The sequence below is a fragment of the Congregibacter sp. genome (genome assembly GCF_045107095.1).
In the GTDB taxonomy this organism is placed as follows: domain Bacteria; phylum Pseudomonadota; class Gammaproteobacteria; order Pseudomonadales; family Halieaceae; genus Congregibacter.
In genome coordinates this window covers 1-14976 of record NZ_JBGCFU010000060.1, presented here as the reverse complement: position 1 = coordinate 14976, position 14976 = coordinate 1, and the positions used below count along the sequence as shown (strand labels likewise).

The window sequence follows — 14976 nt, the reverse complement described above, 5'->3', positions numbered from 1 at the left end:
CGACCCATAAGCTGCCATCAGCACTGACCAAAAGAGAAGATATCGTCTTATTGATGAGCTCCGGGTGGGGCTGGGAGAGTTTCCCGTCGGCCGTGATGCGAAACAAGCCGTGAGGTTCACTGCCGGCCCAAACCGTCCCGTCATTGTCAGCGGTCACAACAAATGTAGAGTCCGCAAGCTTTTCTGCTGTTCCTAAAGATATGAAGGGGCTATCGCGCAGGCCGAATAGCCCGCGCGTCGTCGAGATCCAAAGGGTTCCCTGAGTGTCCTCAATGACGTTAAATATGTGTTCGGTCTCATTGCCGTTTCCGAAGTTAAAGCGAGTCTCACTTCCATCGGCATTGGCTCTCCATAGACCCTCGCCGTAGCTGCCCAGCCAGCGATTACCATCCCGATCGCGAAGATACTCTTCTATTGCCACAGGCTTGGACCCTGGCAGCAGCTTTGGGGCTTGCGTGGTAGATAATTGGTAAATACTCCCAGTGGCTGTGCCTACAATAATGCCTAGTTCTTCGTCCCACCTAAGCATGTGTATTTGTAGGGAATCCAAGCCCTCCTCCAGGCCTATATGTTGAAAGCGAATGCCATCGAAAAAACTGACGCCATCGGTGAGGCTGCTCAACCAGAGAGTTCCCTGCTGGTCTTCAGCTATGTGGGTCGCTCCGTTGAATGTCAATCCATCTTCCGCAGTCCAAGAGCTGAACTCGTCCGCGACGAGTTGGCTAACGCCTTGATCCGTTGCAAACCAGATCGATCCGTCGATGGTTCGGTGAACGTCATAGACGACATTGCCGACTAGCCCGTCATCGGTGGTAAAGGCTGTAAACTCGTTGCCGCGCATGCGAACTGCGCCGCCGCCGTAGGTGCCTATCCATAAATCGCCATCGGATGTCCATTCCAGCGCGCGAATATCGCTGGCCTTGAATGCAGGATGGGATTGTTGGTTGTAGCTCGTGAAATTGACGCCGTCAAAACGGGCAAGGCCACCCTGAGTGCCAACCCAAAGATAGCCACGAGGTCCTTCGGCACTGACCCAAACACGGTCTGATGGCAAACCCGAGTCGCGAGCATAATGATCAAGAAGATATTGACTGAGGAGACGGTCGGGATTGAGCGCCATGCTGCTTGTCGATGTGCCTGCAATGAACAGGAAAAAGACTATCAACATGCCCCAGCGCCCGTTGGAGCACACGCGTTTTTTAAGGGAAGGACACCGTTTGTGAGGCTCCCGAGTCTGCAACTTTACTGCCCATTTGTTGAATATCTGGGGCAGCAGGTTACCCGAGATCTTTTTTATGTGACAGGGGCAGTGAATGTTCCGTACTGCAGATACAAAAAAGCCGGCGGGCTTGCGCGCCGCCGGCTCGTAGTCGTAGATAACGATTAGAAGTTAAAGGTAACTTCCGCGCCGTAGGTCTGGCCACGCATCAGAGGCGAGAAAGTCCCGCCTGTAGGTACGCCGGCAAGCGTTGGTGAAAGCTGCGTATCACCACCGTGCTTGACCGTATCGAGCATGTTGCGACCGTACAGCGAGAACACCCAGTTGCCATCGTTAGAGTAAACATCCAGACCCGCGTCCAGAATATCCTGCTCGTTAATGAATCCCAGGTTGTTATCGGTAAAGAACACCTCATCACGATAAGCGTAGTTGATGCGTGCTGTGGCGTAGCCCCAGCTGCCAAGCTCCATATCGTAGTTAAAGCCAAGGCTGTAGGTGACCTCGGGAGCTCGTGGCAAGCCCAGGGCTTTATCTGCGCCATCAATCACGCCGTCACCGTTGAGATCGAAAAACACATCGTCGTAGCTAGCGTCGATGTAACCGAACGACGCCATCATCAGCAGGTTGTCCGACAGCGCAAAGGTGCCGTCCAGTTCTACACCCCAGAGTGTTGCGTCTGCACTGTTACGGATGATCTGTACAACACCTGCGTCAGGGTCCGCAAAGTTGATTTCGCGCTGCATGTCTTCTACCTGTGTATAGAAGAAGGCGGCGTTCAATCGTCCCCAGGACTGCTGTGACTTGTAGCCGAGTTCGAAGTTATCTACTTGCTCCTCGTCAAAGGCTTCTGGGGTGAAAAGCGGCGTGGTGTTTCGGAGGTTGTAGCCACCTGAGCGGAAGCCCCGCGACCAATGGCCGTAAATCTGGGCTTCATCGGTCAAAGCGTAGCTGGCACCGACCTTGGGAGACCAGGTTTGCCAGTCATCCTTGCCATTAAAGTCAAAGGGACACACTTCAAAGCCTTCGCTGCTATCGACAAGGTTGCATCGAAAATCAAAGGCATAGGTTGGGTTGCCCTCTGGGTCAAAGCCGATGCCTGCGCTCTGGTTGGCTGCAAGAGAGGCAATGTCGCCATACTTCTCTTCGTCGGTATAGCGCAGTCCGGCGGTCAGTGTCAGACGATCAGTGATGTCATAGTCCGCAGCTGCGAATACGCCAAGTGTCTCGACACCGTAAAGACCACCGCCGTCCTGAATGACGGCGGGAGCCAGGTTACCGACTGGTGCACCGGCCAGGTTACGACGCTCGTGATACCCCAGATTGTTCTCGAACCAGTAGGCCCCTGTTGTGACATTAAAATCACCAAACTGGCCGTTGTAGCGAAGCTCCAGGCTGTCTTGCTCCGTCTCTAGCCATGCCGCTGAGTGGAAGGCCCATACTGGCTGGCCATCGATATCACTGCCGGACTCTGAGTAAGAATCTCTCCAGCCGTAGATTGCAGTCACTGTACCGTCGCCAAAGCTAACGCCTTGATTGTATTCAACCGTCAAAAAGTCAGTCTCAATGTTTTGATAGCCGATAAAATCGTTGCTGTTGCCAAAGCTTTCGCGATCGAAGTTCACGAATGCACCGGGCTCACCACGACCGTTGGTGTGGGACTGGGCAACTGCTCCGTCACCCGAGATGTCGGTGTACTCGTAGCGGACGACCAACTCTGACATATCCGTAGGAGTCCACACCAGCGTAGGGCGAATCATGGTTTGCTCAACCGCACCAACATCTTCAGCGGTAACACCATTTGGCTCAAATGCTTCGCGACGGAAGTAACCTTCGTCTTCGTTGTAGTAGGCCGTCAACTTCAAGCCGAGGTTGTCGGTCACGGGACCACCAATGGTACCCATGGCGTAGTAGTTCAAACCGCCATCGCCGCCGCCATCAACTGCAAAGCGCGCCTGACCTTCGAACTCTTCGCCGGGCTTTTTGGTGTTCATCAAGATCGCACCGCCGGTCACGTTACGTCCGAAAAGAACGCCCTGAGGACCGCGGAGAACTTCGATGCTCTCAAGATCAAACACGTCAAAAATAATGCCGTTGTTAACACCGAGATAAACGCCGTTTACAAAAACACCTACCGTGGGATCAATTGAGGGAATAGATGCACTGATACCGAGGCCGCGAATAGAGAAGTTAGCGGTACCACGCGTTGTGCCCACATCATCCAGAGCAACGTTGGGCATGCCAACAGACAAGCTGGTGAGATCACGGACCTTGAGTGCTTCGATCTGGTCGGCGCCAAAGGCGGTGATAGACAGCGGCACATCCTGTGAGCCTTCTTCACGCTTTCGCGCGGTTACGACCACTTCTTCGAGCAACGCAGCTGAGCCTCGACGCTGTGGTTGTTCTTGAGCCTGCGTCATAGCTGACATGGCACTGCCGGCCAGCAATGTGGCGAGTGCAGCGACCAGCGGCTTCCTTGATAAGCGCGGGGTCGCGGGTGTGATTGATTTACGTGAACTCATGGAGCGCATCCTTTTTAGTATCTTGCGAGTATTTTTAATGGTTTGGGTGCAATCGCCCGGGACATGCAAAAGTAATGCACGACAAATCAGTGCCTGCTTTACGTCAGGAAGCGAGGGCGTTTAGAAGTTCTATTGCCTGTCGCATATCACTGTCTTTAATTGTTATCGCTCTTATAGATTTACGGCGGCCGTTAGGTAGAACAAGCCCCTTGGCCGCGCGGCGAGATTTTAACCAGTTCAGGGGGTGCTTGCCAGAGCAGATGTTGGGAAGATTACTGCCTTAGTGCCTGTTTTATAGGGGGATCCGAGTTTCTACCGGGGCTGCTTGTGTAAATAGTACACATTGCAGTGCATGGTAAGTTTGCGATGGTGATATTTGCGTTCCTGCAGCGTGAAGTGTGACGCCTGCGGTTTGCGCAAAATTTTGCCTTCCTCCAAGTCCCAAAAGGGCTATATCTATCCGCTGTTTTTTTCTTATACTCAAGCCTCGCGACGTTTGCCTATCTGCAGTCGTCGTGCGATTTAAAAAAATAATTCATAAGAAAACAATGAGGCACTCTATGACACGCAAAACGCCCGTGTTCCAAAGAACGTTGATTGCGGCTTCGATCAGCGCGGTTATTAGTACTACCGCTTATGCTCAAGGCAGCGGACAGCTTGAAGAAGTCCTGATCACAGGTTCTTTTATTAAATCAACGGGCGAGAACGAGGCGAGTCCCGTAGAAGTGCTCGATAGCGATTACATCGCCAACACAGGCGCGATAACTATCGGAGAGCTTACAAGCCGCCTTTCGGTTAGCTCCGGCGCGGAGAACAACCCTGACTCCTTTACAGCGGGCGAAACTCAGGGAACTTCCAACGTTAACCTTCGCGGCCTTGGTCTGACTTCGACGCTTGTGTTGATTAACGGTAAGCGTCAAACAATGGCGGCTGCCGTTGCTAACGACGGTAGTGTCTTTGTTGATACCAGCACGGTTCCCATGGCCGCACTGCAGCGTGTAGAAATCCTGAAAGAGGGTGCAACCGCAACTTACGGATCCGACGCAATCGCTGGTGTTGTTAACTTTATCCTCCGAGAAGATTTTGAAGGTTTCGAGCTATCCGGCGGCTATCAGACGACGGCCACAGACAGCCAGGACACAAGCGACGTCAATGCGCTGGCCGGATTTGCACTGGGTGACAGTACTAATTTGCTGCTGTCGGCTACTTTTCGACAGCAAGACCCACTGAGTTCTGCAGATCGTCCTTACACCACTGAGAACGCGATCAGTTCATTGGGTCGTAGCTTTATTGCCGTAGCGCCTGGCGAAGGTGTAGGTGATTATGCAGGATCCTTTGGTGCTTTCGAGACTATCCCCGATCCTAACTGTGTTGCCAATGGTGGAGCCCCTGGGCCCGCGTTCACACCCGCAGGTGGTGGCCGTTGTGGCTTCTTGTACGGTCCGCGTTTCAATCTGGTTAACGAAGAAGAGCAGACTCAACTTTACGGTAACCTGACCCATGATTTTGCCAACGATGTCGCGATGACGGTTGAGCTTGGTTGGACACATCACGAGGTGTTGGATAATCCGCAGTCGCCGTCCTATCCGAACCTTGCCTTTCCTTTGATCTTTCCCGGGCAGGCAGGCAGCCCGTTTAATGTGCCGGTGCTTTGGTACGGTCGTCCCCTTGGGTCGGAAGCGCCATCTCCTTTGGCCCCGCGTGATAGTGAAACGATTCGCGCTTCTATCGATTTTGAAGGAAGCTTTAACTCGGGTTGGGACTGGTATACGGCTCTGACGTACTCCTCAAACGTCCGACAAGCGATTCAACCGGACACCATCAAGTCTCGCCTGGAGGCAGGCCTGAGAGGTGAGGGCGGCGCTAGCGGCACCGAGACTTTTAGTCCCTTCGACCCTAATGCCAACTCTCCGGAACTGATCGACTACATCAGTACAAATACCTTCACTGAGCGAACCACCGAAATGCTTGTTGGTGATGTGGTGTTTAGTGGCGAGCTGTTTGAAATGGCCGCCGGCCCTGTGGGGGCTGCGTTTGGTGCTCAGTGGCGCGAAGAGGGCTACGAGATTGAGCGTAATGAGATCTACACTCAGCAGATTGATCCCGACACGGGCCTAGCGATTCCGGTGGATTTGATCTTCCTGGGTGGTGGTGTCCCTGTGGATGAGTCCCGCTCTTCCTATGCGGTTTTTGCGGAGGCAAACATTCCTCTGACGGACAGCATTGAAGTAGACCTGGCGGCACGTTACGAGGACCTTGAAAGTGGCAGCAGCATAGATCCAAAAATTGCTGTTCGCTGGCAAGCGTCCGACTCTATAGTGCTGCGTGCTTCAGCGTCTTCGGCCTTTAGAGAGCCTTCGTTGCAGCAGTTCTATTCGCAAGAGACCAGTCTTCAAGGTTTGGCTGATCCTCTCAACCCGGGTGGTGCGGTCTTTGTACGCGTCGATACAGCCGGTACTCTGGACGTCGAGCCTGAGGAGTCAACCAACTTCAACTTTGGAGCTGTGTTTACGCCAACCGATGACCTAACTTTCCGTATCGACTATTGGCGCTTTGATTACCAGGACGTGATTGTTTCTGAGTCTGCCCAGGGCAAGCTCAACGATGACCCCAACGGTGACTCTATTTTGCGTCTCGGCGGTCCAGGAGGGCAGTTGCAGGGCGTTATTACCAACTACGTAAATGCCGCATCCGTGGAAACCGATGGTATCGATGTGTCCGTGGACTGGACTATTCCAACGGCAAATGCAGGTATGTTTGGCTTTAACCTCAATGCATCACACTTCTTGAGCTACGAAATTCCCTGCACGGGCCCCAGCGGCCAGGGTTGTGTTGATGACACGGGGGTTCAAGATGTAGCGGGCTTCTTTAACTACGATAACTTTGCCCGATCCATTCCCGAGACCAAGATCAACGGTGTTCTGGACTGGACCATGGGTAATCACAAGCTTGCGGTTCTCGGGTTTTATACCTCAGGATATGAGACCACCAGAGCGGTACCGGCGGCGGCTGCAGCGAATGGTTTTAGCCAAGATATTGACTCTTGGTTAACCGTGGATCTTCAGTATGTTTACAACTTCAACCTTGGGAACACAGACGCAGCGTTGACCCTGGGCTCAAAGAACGTATTTGATGAGGAAGCGCCTCGCGCTTGGGACGGCGTAAACTTTAGCTTCGACCCTAAGCATCACGATCCGCGCGGTCAGCTGTTCTATGCACGAGTGAAGTTCAACTTCTAAAGCTTAGGCTTTATAGAAGTTAGAAACCGCCGGCTTCACGAGTCGGCGGTTTTTTTTCGTCTTGGTTTTTTAGGGTGCGCTAAGAGTTCGTTGCGGACTGGATCATTAAGACAGAATAGCTACCGCACGTGTCCAACCCGCTGATGCGCCCTTGATTTTCACGGGGAAGCAGGAGATCTCGAAACCATGATCAGGCAAGGTCTCCAGTTGATGTAGTTTTTCCATTTGAAAATACCCTATATCTCGACCAGCTTTATGGCCTTCCCAGATTATTGAAGGGTCTTTTGATTCCGCAAACTTTTTTGCGGTATGCAGGAACGGTGCATCCCAGGACCAGGCGTCTGTGCCCACCACTCGTACTCCGCGTTCCGTAAGGTAGAGCGTTGCTTCGCGCCCCATACCGCAACCACGATGTATGTAGTCGGGATCGCCGTAGGCTGCTCCGGCACTGGTGTTAACCACCACGATGTCCAAGGGCTGCAGTTCGTATTCAATACGCGCGAGCTCGGCTTCCACGTCGGCAGCAGTGACTACATAGCCATCCTCAAAATGTCTGAAGTCGAGCTTGACGCCTGCCCGAAAACACCAGTCCAGCGGCGCCTGGTCAATCGTCCAGGCCGGATCGCCGCCGTCCATGGTCGAGTGGTAATGCCAGGGCGCGTCCATATGCGTGCCGTTGTGGGTATTGAGCTGTACCTCTTCTACGGCCCACGCTTCGCCGTCGGGCAGATCGCTTTTTTCAAGTCCTGGGAAGAACGGCATGAGCTGATCATGGGTGCCATCGTGACGGTGATAGGTCACCTGGGGCCGAAAGGGCTCGGGGTCCGAGGCTACATCGTTCTCAATCGGTATAGACAGATCAACAATCCGCCGTTTCGGGCTTTTCAACAACTTCGCGGTCTGTATCGACGGATTAGTGCTCATGGGGATGTTCTCCTAATAAAAGGGCGTCGGCGCTTCTCCACTTGTTTGGTGCCGGTCAGTCAGCGAGCCGATAGACGCGACGAGCGGTACCTGCAAACAATGCATCCTTCTCCGAAGAAGAGAAGCCTGCAGTCAGCTTCTTCATGGCGTTGTAGTAAACCGTGTAAGACAGTGAAAGCCGATCTACGGGGAAGTTACTCTCGAACATACAGCGATCAGCACCAAAACATTCCAGCGCGTGACGGTACCAACGGCCATGGGCTTCAAGGAGTTCGTCAGAACTGGGGGGGCGCTCGGCCAAGTGCCATCCGAAGCCATTGTCGGGCATGGCCAGACCACCCAACTTGAGAGACACGTTTTCGCACTCACTAAGTTCTCGCATGTGATCCTTCCATGCAGCGAAGATTTCGTCGTGCTTACCCTCAAAACTGCCAACGCCCAGAGGGGTACTGAAATGATCAAGAATCATCGTAGTGTCAGGACAGGCTTTTGCCAGAGCGATGTAATCCGGAAGTTGGAAGTGGTAGTGCCAGGTATCGTAAGAGAGTCCTCGCTCACCTAAGCGGCGAACACCGGCTTGAAACTCCCCTAAGCGATATAGATCGGCGGGAGCAGGACCAGGAATAAGCATGCTCTCGGCGTCGCCCGCAGGAGCGCTCGCGCCCGCATGGCGTATTCCCTTAAAGAAGTCTCCGGCCAAATCGATATGCTTATCCAGCGACTCGTCAAGCGTGGCGGATTCGCGCAGATCAATATGGCCGACCATGCCGAGTATGGGAGCGCCCAGATTCAACTCGCGAATTCGCGCAGCCTGAGCGAGTACATACTCGGTCTCACCCAAAGATTTTTCGTGCTCGGGGCCGTCTTCGCGATAACAGGTGCCGCACTCCATAAACATCGTACCAATCACGTTATGGCCCGCGCCGGTGTCTACCGCTAACTCATCTACGTTGTAGATATCGCCCATCATGTCGGGCCACAGGTGATGGTGCGGGTCGATTATCGGCTGATCGGGGTCGATGATGTCTTCGCTAACCTGCGCTAACCACGCGGGATGATCTTCATGGAACAAATCCATGCCAGTCTCCTTATGTTTTTTGTTTTTGACTACGGTTTTCTACGTCGGGTTACGCTAACCACTTGCCACCATGATTGCAAAGACACAATGAAAAACGGCCTCTAAAAGAGGCCGCTGGCGATCGTACTTGGGTCAAGCTTTAATGGAGAGCTTTAGATGCGCTCGATTACCGTTGTGATGCCCTGACCTAGACCGATACACATGGTCGATACCCCTAAAGTTTGATCACGGTCCTGCATTACCGTCAGCAAAGAGCCCGTAATACGCGTGCCGGAACAGCCAAAGGGGTGGCCAAGGGCGATGGCACCACCGTGCACGTTCACTTTGTCTTCCATATCGTCCAGCAGCTCAAGGTCTTTTAGAACCGGGAGCGCCTGTGCGGCAAAGGCCTCATTAAGCTCGACCATCTCGATATCTTTCATGGTCAAGCCGAGATTCTTCAGCGCTTTTTGCGTGGAAGGTACGGGGCCATAACCCATGATAGAGGGGTCAACACCCGCTGTGGTCATAGCATTGATCTTTGCGATAGGTGTCAGTCCCAGTGCCTGGGCTTTCTCGTAGGACATCACCAGCATCGCAGATGCGCCATCGGAGATTTGTGATGACTGCCCCGCAGTCACCGTGCCACCCTGAGGGTTAAACGCTGGGGGAAGCTGAGCAAGACTTTCCATGGATGTCTCAGGTCGAATAGTCTCGTCCTGCTCCACGGCTATGAGTGCCCCCTGTTCATCGTGGCCTTCTACCGGAATGATCTCCCGGTCGAACTTACCCGCGACCGTAGCGGCGTGGGCAAGTTGATGAGAGCGAACGCCCATCTTGTCCTGATCTTCCCGGCTTACACCGTGAAGCAGGGCAAGGTATTCAGCAGTCATACCCATCATGCCTGCCGCCTTGGCAACGTTCAGACCCATACGTGGATTCACGTCGACGTCGTCCATCATTGGCAGATGGCCAAGGTGTTCTACGCCACCTACCAGGTAAACATCCCCAAGCCCTGCCATGATGCTTGCCGCTGCAGTATGCAGAGCTGACATAGATGACCCGCACAGACGGTTGACCGTTTGCGCTGGGATTGTGAAGGGCAGTTGTGCGCCGAGTACCAGCAAGCGCGCCAGATTCATTCCCTGCTCGCCACGCTGTAGAACGCAGCCCCAGATCAGGTCATCGATCTCGGCGGGATCAAGCTTTTCATTACGGGCCAGCAGGCCCTTGATAACCGCGACGGACAGATCATCCGCGCGGACGTTACGAAAACAGCCATTCTTGGACCGGCCCATGGCGCTGCGGGCGTAGTCGACGATGACCGCGTCTCTTGGATTAACACTCATCTCAATATCTCCCTGTGCGCTTAGTAGTAAGTCTCGCCGGCGGCGAGTTTGGCGCGCATACCGTCGGTCAGTTCATAGGCTTTGCCGAGGTGGGCAAATTTTTCGGATTGCTCAGCGATGTGCGCCAGGCCAACGGAATCCATCCATCGGAATACACCACCGCGGAAGGGTGGAAAGCCGATGCCGTACAGCAGCGCAAGATCAGCTTCTGCGGGTGATCCAACGATGCCCTCTTCGACACAGCGAGCAAGCTCGGTGCACATAGGCAGCATCATGCGAGCGATGGTTTCTTCGCGCTCAAACTCTGTACGCTCAGCGGTGATCGGTGCAATGAGCTCATAGGTCTCTTGAGAGACGACCTTCTTTGGCTTGCCGCGCTTGTCTGTGACGTACTCGTAAAAGCCTTTGCCATTCTTCTGTCCAAGACGATCGTTCTCAAACATAGTCTCGGTAGCGGTCTTGAAGTCCATCTTCATACGGTCGGGGAAGCCTTCAGCCATAACGCCCGCAGCGTGAACACCCGTATCGATACCAACCACGTCAGACAGGTAAGCAGGACCCATGGGCCAGCCCCAGCGCTCCATCACTTTATCGACGGCTTGGAAGTCCGCGCCGTCGCGGACCAGCTTTGAAAAGCCATCGAAATAGGGGAAGAGTACGCGATTGACGAGGAAACCCGGGCAGTCATTCACTACGACCGCCTTCTTACCCATACGGTTGGCGTAGGCCACGGTGCGTGCGATAGCCGTATCAGAAGTCTTCGCACCTCGAATGACTTCCACGAGGGGCATCGCGTGTACCGGGTTGAAAAAGTGCATGCCGCAGAAGTTCTCCGGGCGCTCCAGGGCTTCTGCGAGGAAGTCGATGGAAATCGTAGAGGTGTTAGATGCCAGCACAGCATCCGGGCTGATGTGCTTTTCGGTCTCGGCGAGCACCGCGTGCTTGACCTTCGGGTTCTCAACGACGGCCTCTACAACAATGTCCACGCTATCAAAGCCTTCGTACGTGAGTGTGGGATCGATAGCATTGAGCACCGCACCCATCTTGTCAGCGGTCATACGGCCGCGGGATACCCGCTTGGACAACAACTTGTTCGCCTCGGCTAGGCCGAGGTCCAATCCTTCCTGTGCGATGTCCTTCATCTTGATGGGCACACCCTTTAGGGAGCTCTGGTAGGCGATGCCGCCGCCCATGATGCCGGCACCTAGGACGGCAGCCCGTGCGATTTTCTTGTCTGCTTTTTTCTCCCAGCCCTTGGCGACTTTTGCCAACATCTGGTCGTTGAGGAACAAGCCCACCATCGCCGCGGCGACGTCAGTTTTGGCGAGCTCAGCAAATCCAGCGCCTTCTACCTTCAGGGCGTCCTCTAAACCCATGCCTCGAGCGGCTTCGATAACTTCGACCACTTTAATAGGAGCCGGGTAGTTCTTACCGGCCTGCTGGGCCACCATAGACTTGATGGTGAAGAAGGCCATCATCGCTTCGGTATCATTCAAGGGCAGCGGTGAGCTTTTAGCGCTGCGCCGTGCTTCGATGTTGAGCTTGCCCGCGATAGCGGACTCGAGGGTGCGTAGGGCGACATCCTGAAGTTGCTCGGGAGCAGACACTGCGTCAACTGCGCCGGCTTTCAGCGCATCTTCCGCTTTCTTCTCTTGGCCAGTGGCCATCCACATCACGGCCTCATCAACACCGATGATGCGGGGCAGGCGAACGGTGCCACCCCAGCCGGGGAGGATGCCGAGCTTGGTTTCGGGCAATCCCACCTTGGCGACGGTGCTCATGACGCGAAGGTCACAAGCGAGGCAGATTTCCAGACCACCGCCCATCGCGAAGCCGTTGATCACAGCAACCGTAGGGAAGGGCAAATTCTGCAGACGATTGAAGTTGCCATTCTGTCCGCTGGAGAAAGCCTGAATTTCTTCTACCGTGGCATCGAACATCTTAGTGAATTCAGTGATGTCCGCACCGACAATGAATACCCCTTTGCCGCTGGTGACCAGCATGCCTCGGACATCAGCTTCTTTATCGATGGCATCTAGCGCCTCGGTAAGACTCTGCACGGTGAGTTGGTTGAATTTGTTGACTGATTCGCCCTGAAGGTCGAACCGCATTTCAAGAATGTCATTGTCGTGACGTTGGAGCGTAATTGCGTCGCTCTGATAGATCATGGCTGCTATCCCCCAAATTGTAGGCTGCGCATGATCCTCCTGCATGTGTTCACTGTCAATATGAGGGATGTGACGCAGGGAAGCCTGCACGAATCATGCGACTTAGCTAGAAACGATTTGTATGAACGAGGTGGGCAAGGGACGTGGCTTGTTACAAGGGAGTGGCTTTGGACTATGGGCGGCCGCTTTCTCACCTAGGAGCGGCAGTTTTTGCTATGCTGCGGATAGCCTCGGGTTATGCTCACGATAGCCCAATCCCGAAGGTATTCATTCTACTGTTGAACCTGTTAGGAGAATCATGTGAATCGGCTGATTTCATGTTTTATTGTCTGCATGCTCACTGCGAGTAGCGCGCTTGCTAGCCTAGAATCAAAGACCTGGCCTTCTACGGACAAAGCACAGCAATTTGTAAAAGATACTATTGTTATCGGCATGCTCGCCAGCCCCTATGGCACAGGCTGGACACAACCCTCGCAGCTTCACGACTACTTTCAGCGCGCGCGGGACAACGGCATAACAGGCCACGAATTTACTGTTTCCGCAGCCGATATGACCTGGGAGACATTTAAAGATCAGCATTATCACTTTCGGGCCGCGATGGCGCAGCAATCGGACAAATTCTTGATCGTTCACAACACGCGTGACATCGAGGCAGCTCATGTTCAAGGCAAAACCGCCGTCATCTGGAACAGCCAGTCTGCCGAGCTGCTCAATGGCGACTTAAGGCGTGTGGCCCTGCTCAAGGATATCGGCATCAAAAGCATGATCATTGCGTACAACGATACCTTCCGCCCGGGGTCTGGACAGCTGTCTGCCTACAATGGTCTCGATATTGGTCTGACACCTTACGGAAAAAAATTGATCGACGAATTGGTTCGCTTCGGCATCCTTCTCGACCTTAGCCACACTGGATCCAAGACCGCAAACGAGGCTATGGATTATATGGAAGAATACTATCCGGGCGTTCCGTTTTCCTACACACATTCGGTCCCTTCAGGCCTCTACAAGAACGAACCCGGTGCCACACCTCGCGGCTGTTACAGGACAATCCCGGACGACGAGGCGATCCGGGCTGCCAAATCAGGCGGATACATCTCCCCCACCTTTACGGAGTGGATGATGGATGGGGTCTGGCCGGATGACATTTCGCCGAAGCAAGCGGCGGACATGATTGACTACTACGTGCAGTTAGTCGGTGTAGAACACGTCGGGATCGCCTCCGACGACATGTTCTCTACCGAACTCGTCGTGAATTTCGCGAAGGCCAATGCCGACCTTTATAACGATGGTGGCTATATGCTCAACGCATTCGAGAAAGGCGCCACAGGAAATGGCGAACTTGCAAAGATTCTTGCAGCCATCACGGATGAGCTGTGGGCGAGAGGTTATTCGAACGAAGATCTTGCGAAGATATACGGTGGCAACAAGATGCGCGTTTGGTCGCAGGTATGGGAAGGTGTTCCGCCGGAGCGTTTTCTGAGCGACTACCCGAAGCGGCTGCGGCTGCGTCAGGAGTTTCAAGACAAATTCTTCACTCGCTAAACTTCGCAAAAGCCGCCGTGGACATAGACTTGATGCCTTTCCCCAGTCTGGCTGGTGTGACCAGCCCACGTCAGCGTTGGTTTGGAGGAGAACGCCTCGAACGTGTGTAACGGGTAACCGTTCGAGGGTTCGAATCCCTCTCCCTCCGCCATCTAAAAAAAGGCCCCGTTGGGGCCTTTTTAGTTGTGGAGTTTTAACACTCGCCATTTAAACGCGCTAACTCACCTAAACCAGTTCGCAAGGGCGTTGCTGACAACTGGGGTTAAGTTGAGGGCGACACTCCAGTCGGGACCAAACTGGTCGGCCTGTTCAACGAAATAGTTAACTTCGGCCGATATTTTCCAGGGGCGACCGCCCAGGACGACGGTTTTGCCGACATTGAAGTTCATTGGGAGAGTCCAGTCCTCGTTCTCCCAATCGTAAGTGATGATCGGAGCGGAGCCGTAGTTCCAGCCTCTGCCGGGGAGCAATGAAGCAAATATGTTGAAAGTCGTGATGCTCACGTTCTCAACGACATCGTCCGAACCCCCTATGTCCCATTGATGGTTCACAAGCGCGCCTACGACGCTCTTTGACGAAACCTGTCCAAGGAAGATCTCCGGGCCCAGCGTCCATTTGTCTTTGCCGAGTCTCTCTTCGGTTGCGGTAGGCATGGATGCGAACAAGCCATAACCACTGAGCCCGCCTGTTTCGCTGGTGGTGGCGTAAATGAGGTCGAAACCGATATCGCCTATACCAGACTCCGAGTCGAAGTTGGCTGTTGTGCCATCAAAAACCGGCTGATCGCCAATTATCGGTACCGCGGGACGCCAGATTATCTTGTCACCGTTAGCTAGCGGGAAAGGTAATGACGGCTGAAAGAGGGTAGTGAACCCAGACTCGTCGTCGGCGCCAGCAAGATCGCCAGTGAAACTAGTGTAGATGTTCTTGAAGGTAAGGCTCGCCAGCGCCGTATTGGG

9 protein-coding genes are annotated in these 14976 nt (G+C 54.0%); 2 read left to right on the top strand and 7 right to left on the bottom strand.

What is annotated here, in order from left to right; genetic code table 11:
* Positions 1-1168: two-component regulator propeller domain-containing protein (locus AB8B76_RS09895; RefSeq protein WP_405272109.1), on the bottom strand; the 1168-nt coding region annotated here is incomplete at its 3' end.
* 215 nt (positions 1169-1383) lie between these two features.
* The gene (locus AB8B76_RS09890) at positions 1384-3738 is read right to left on the bottom strand and encodes a TonB-dependent receptor (RefSeq protein ID WP_405272108.1); all 2355 of its coding nucleotides are present in this window, start codon (positions 3736-3738) and stop codon (positions 1384-1386) included.
* A gap of 560 nt (positions 3739-4298) precedes the next feature.
* Here AB8B76_RS09890 and AB8B76_RS09885 point away from each other — a divergent pair.
* Positions 4299-6977: a TonB-dependent receptor gene (locus tag AB8B76_RS09885; RefSeq protein ID WP_405272107.1), complete on the top strand. Its 2679-nt coding sequence runs from the start codon at positions 4299-4301 to the stop codon at positions 6975-6977.
* Between the two features lie 105 nt (positions 6978-7082).
* On the opposite strand, the gene AB8B76_RS09880 is transcribed toward AB8B76_RS09885, so the two are convergent.
* The 4 genes from AB8B76_RS09880 to fadB all read right to left on the bottom strand — a co-directional run bounded on the left by AB8B76_RS09880 (position 7083) and on the right by fadB (position 12475).
* Positions 7083-7901, bottom strand: a complete 819-nt coding sequence (locus tag AB8B76_RS09880) for a cyclase family protein (RefSeq protein WP_405272105.1) — start codon at positions 7899-7901, stop codon at positions 7083-7085.
* A gap of 55 nt (positions 7902-7956) precedes the next feature.
* Entirely contained in the window at positions 7957-8979 is a 1023-nt protein-coding gene (locus AB8B76_RS09875) for an amidohydrolase family protein (protein WP_405272104.1), read from the bottom strand.
* 152 nt (positions 8980-9131) lie between these two features.
* On the bottom strand, positions 9132-10307 hold the full coding sequence (gene fadA, locus AB8B76_RS09870; RefSeq protein ID WP_405272102.1) for an acetyl-CoA C-acyltransferase FadA: 1176 nt from the start codon (positions 10305-10307) through the stop codon (positions 9132-9134).
* A gap of 20 nt (positions 10308-10327) precedes the next feature.
* Positions 10328-12475 (bottom strand): fatty acid oxidation complex subunit alpha FadB, encoded by a 2148-nt coding sequence (gene fadB / locus AB8B76_RS09865; protein WP_405272101.1) that lies wholly within the window; start codon positions 12473-12475, stop codon positions 10328-10330.
* Positions 12476-12775: 300 nt separating this feature from the next.
* On the opposite strand from fadB, the gene AB8B76_RS09860 reads away from it, so the two are divergent.
* A complete protein-coding gene (locus AB8B76_RS09860) occupies positions 12776-14017 on the top strand; it encodes a dipeptidase (protein ID WP_405272100.1) in 1242 nt (413 codons plus the stop codon).
* A gap of 221 nt (positions 14018-14238) precedes the next feature.
* Here AB8B76_RS09860 and AB8B76_RS09855 read toward each other — a convergent pair.
* On the bottom strand, positions 14239-14976 hold a 738-nt coding region (locus tag AB8B76_RS09855), incomplete at its 5' end, for a hypothetical protein (protein WP_405272099.1).

Excerpts from the sequence above, each read along its gene's own strand:
- fadB (WP_405272101.1), bottom strand. The coding sequence starts at position 12,475 with ATGATCTATCAGAGCGACGCAATTACGCTCCAACGTCACGACAATGAC.
- AB8B76_RS09880 (WP_405272105.1), bottom strand. The coding sequence starts at position 7,901 with ATGAGCACTAATCCGTCGATACAGACCGCGAAGTTGTTGAAAAGCCCG.
- AB8B76_RS09890 (WP_405272108.1), bottom strand. The coding sequence starts at position 3,738 with ATGAGTTCACGTAAATCAATCACACCCGCGACCCCGCGCTTATCAAGG.
- fadA (WP_405272102.1), bottom strand. The coding sequence starts at position 10,307 with ATGAGTGTTAATCCAAGAGACGCGGTCATCGTCGACTACGCCCGCAGC.
- AB8B76_RS09885 (WP_405272107.1), top strand. The coding sequence starts at position 4,299 with ATGACACGCAAAACGCCCGTGTTCCAAAGAACGTTGATTGCGGCTTCG.
- AB8B76_RS09875 (WP_405272104.1), bottom strand. The coding sequence starts at position 8,979 with ATGGATTTGTTCCATGAAGATCATCCCGCGTGGTTAGCGCAGGTTAGC.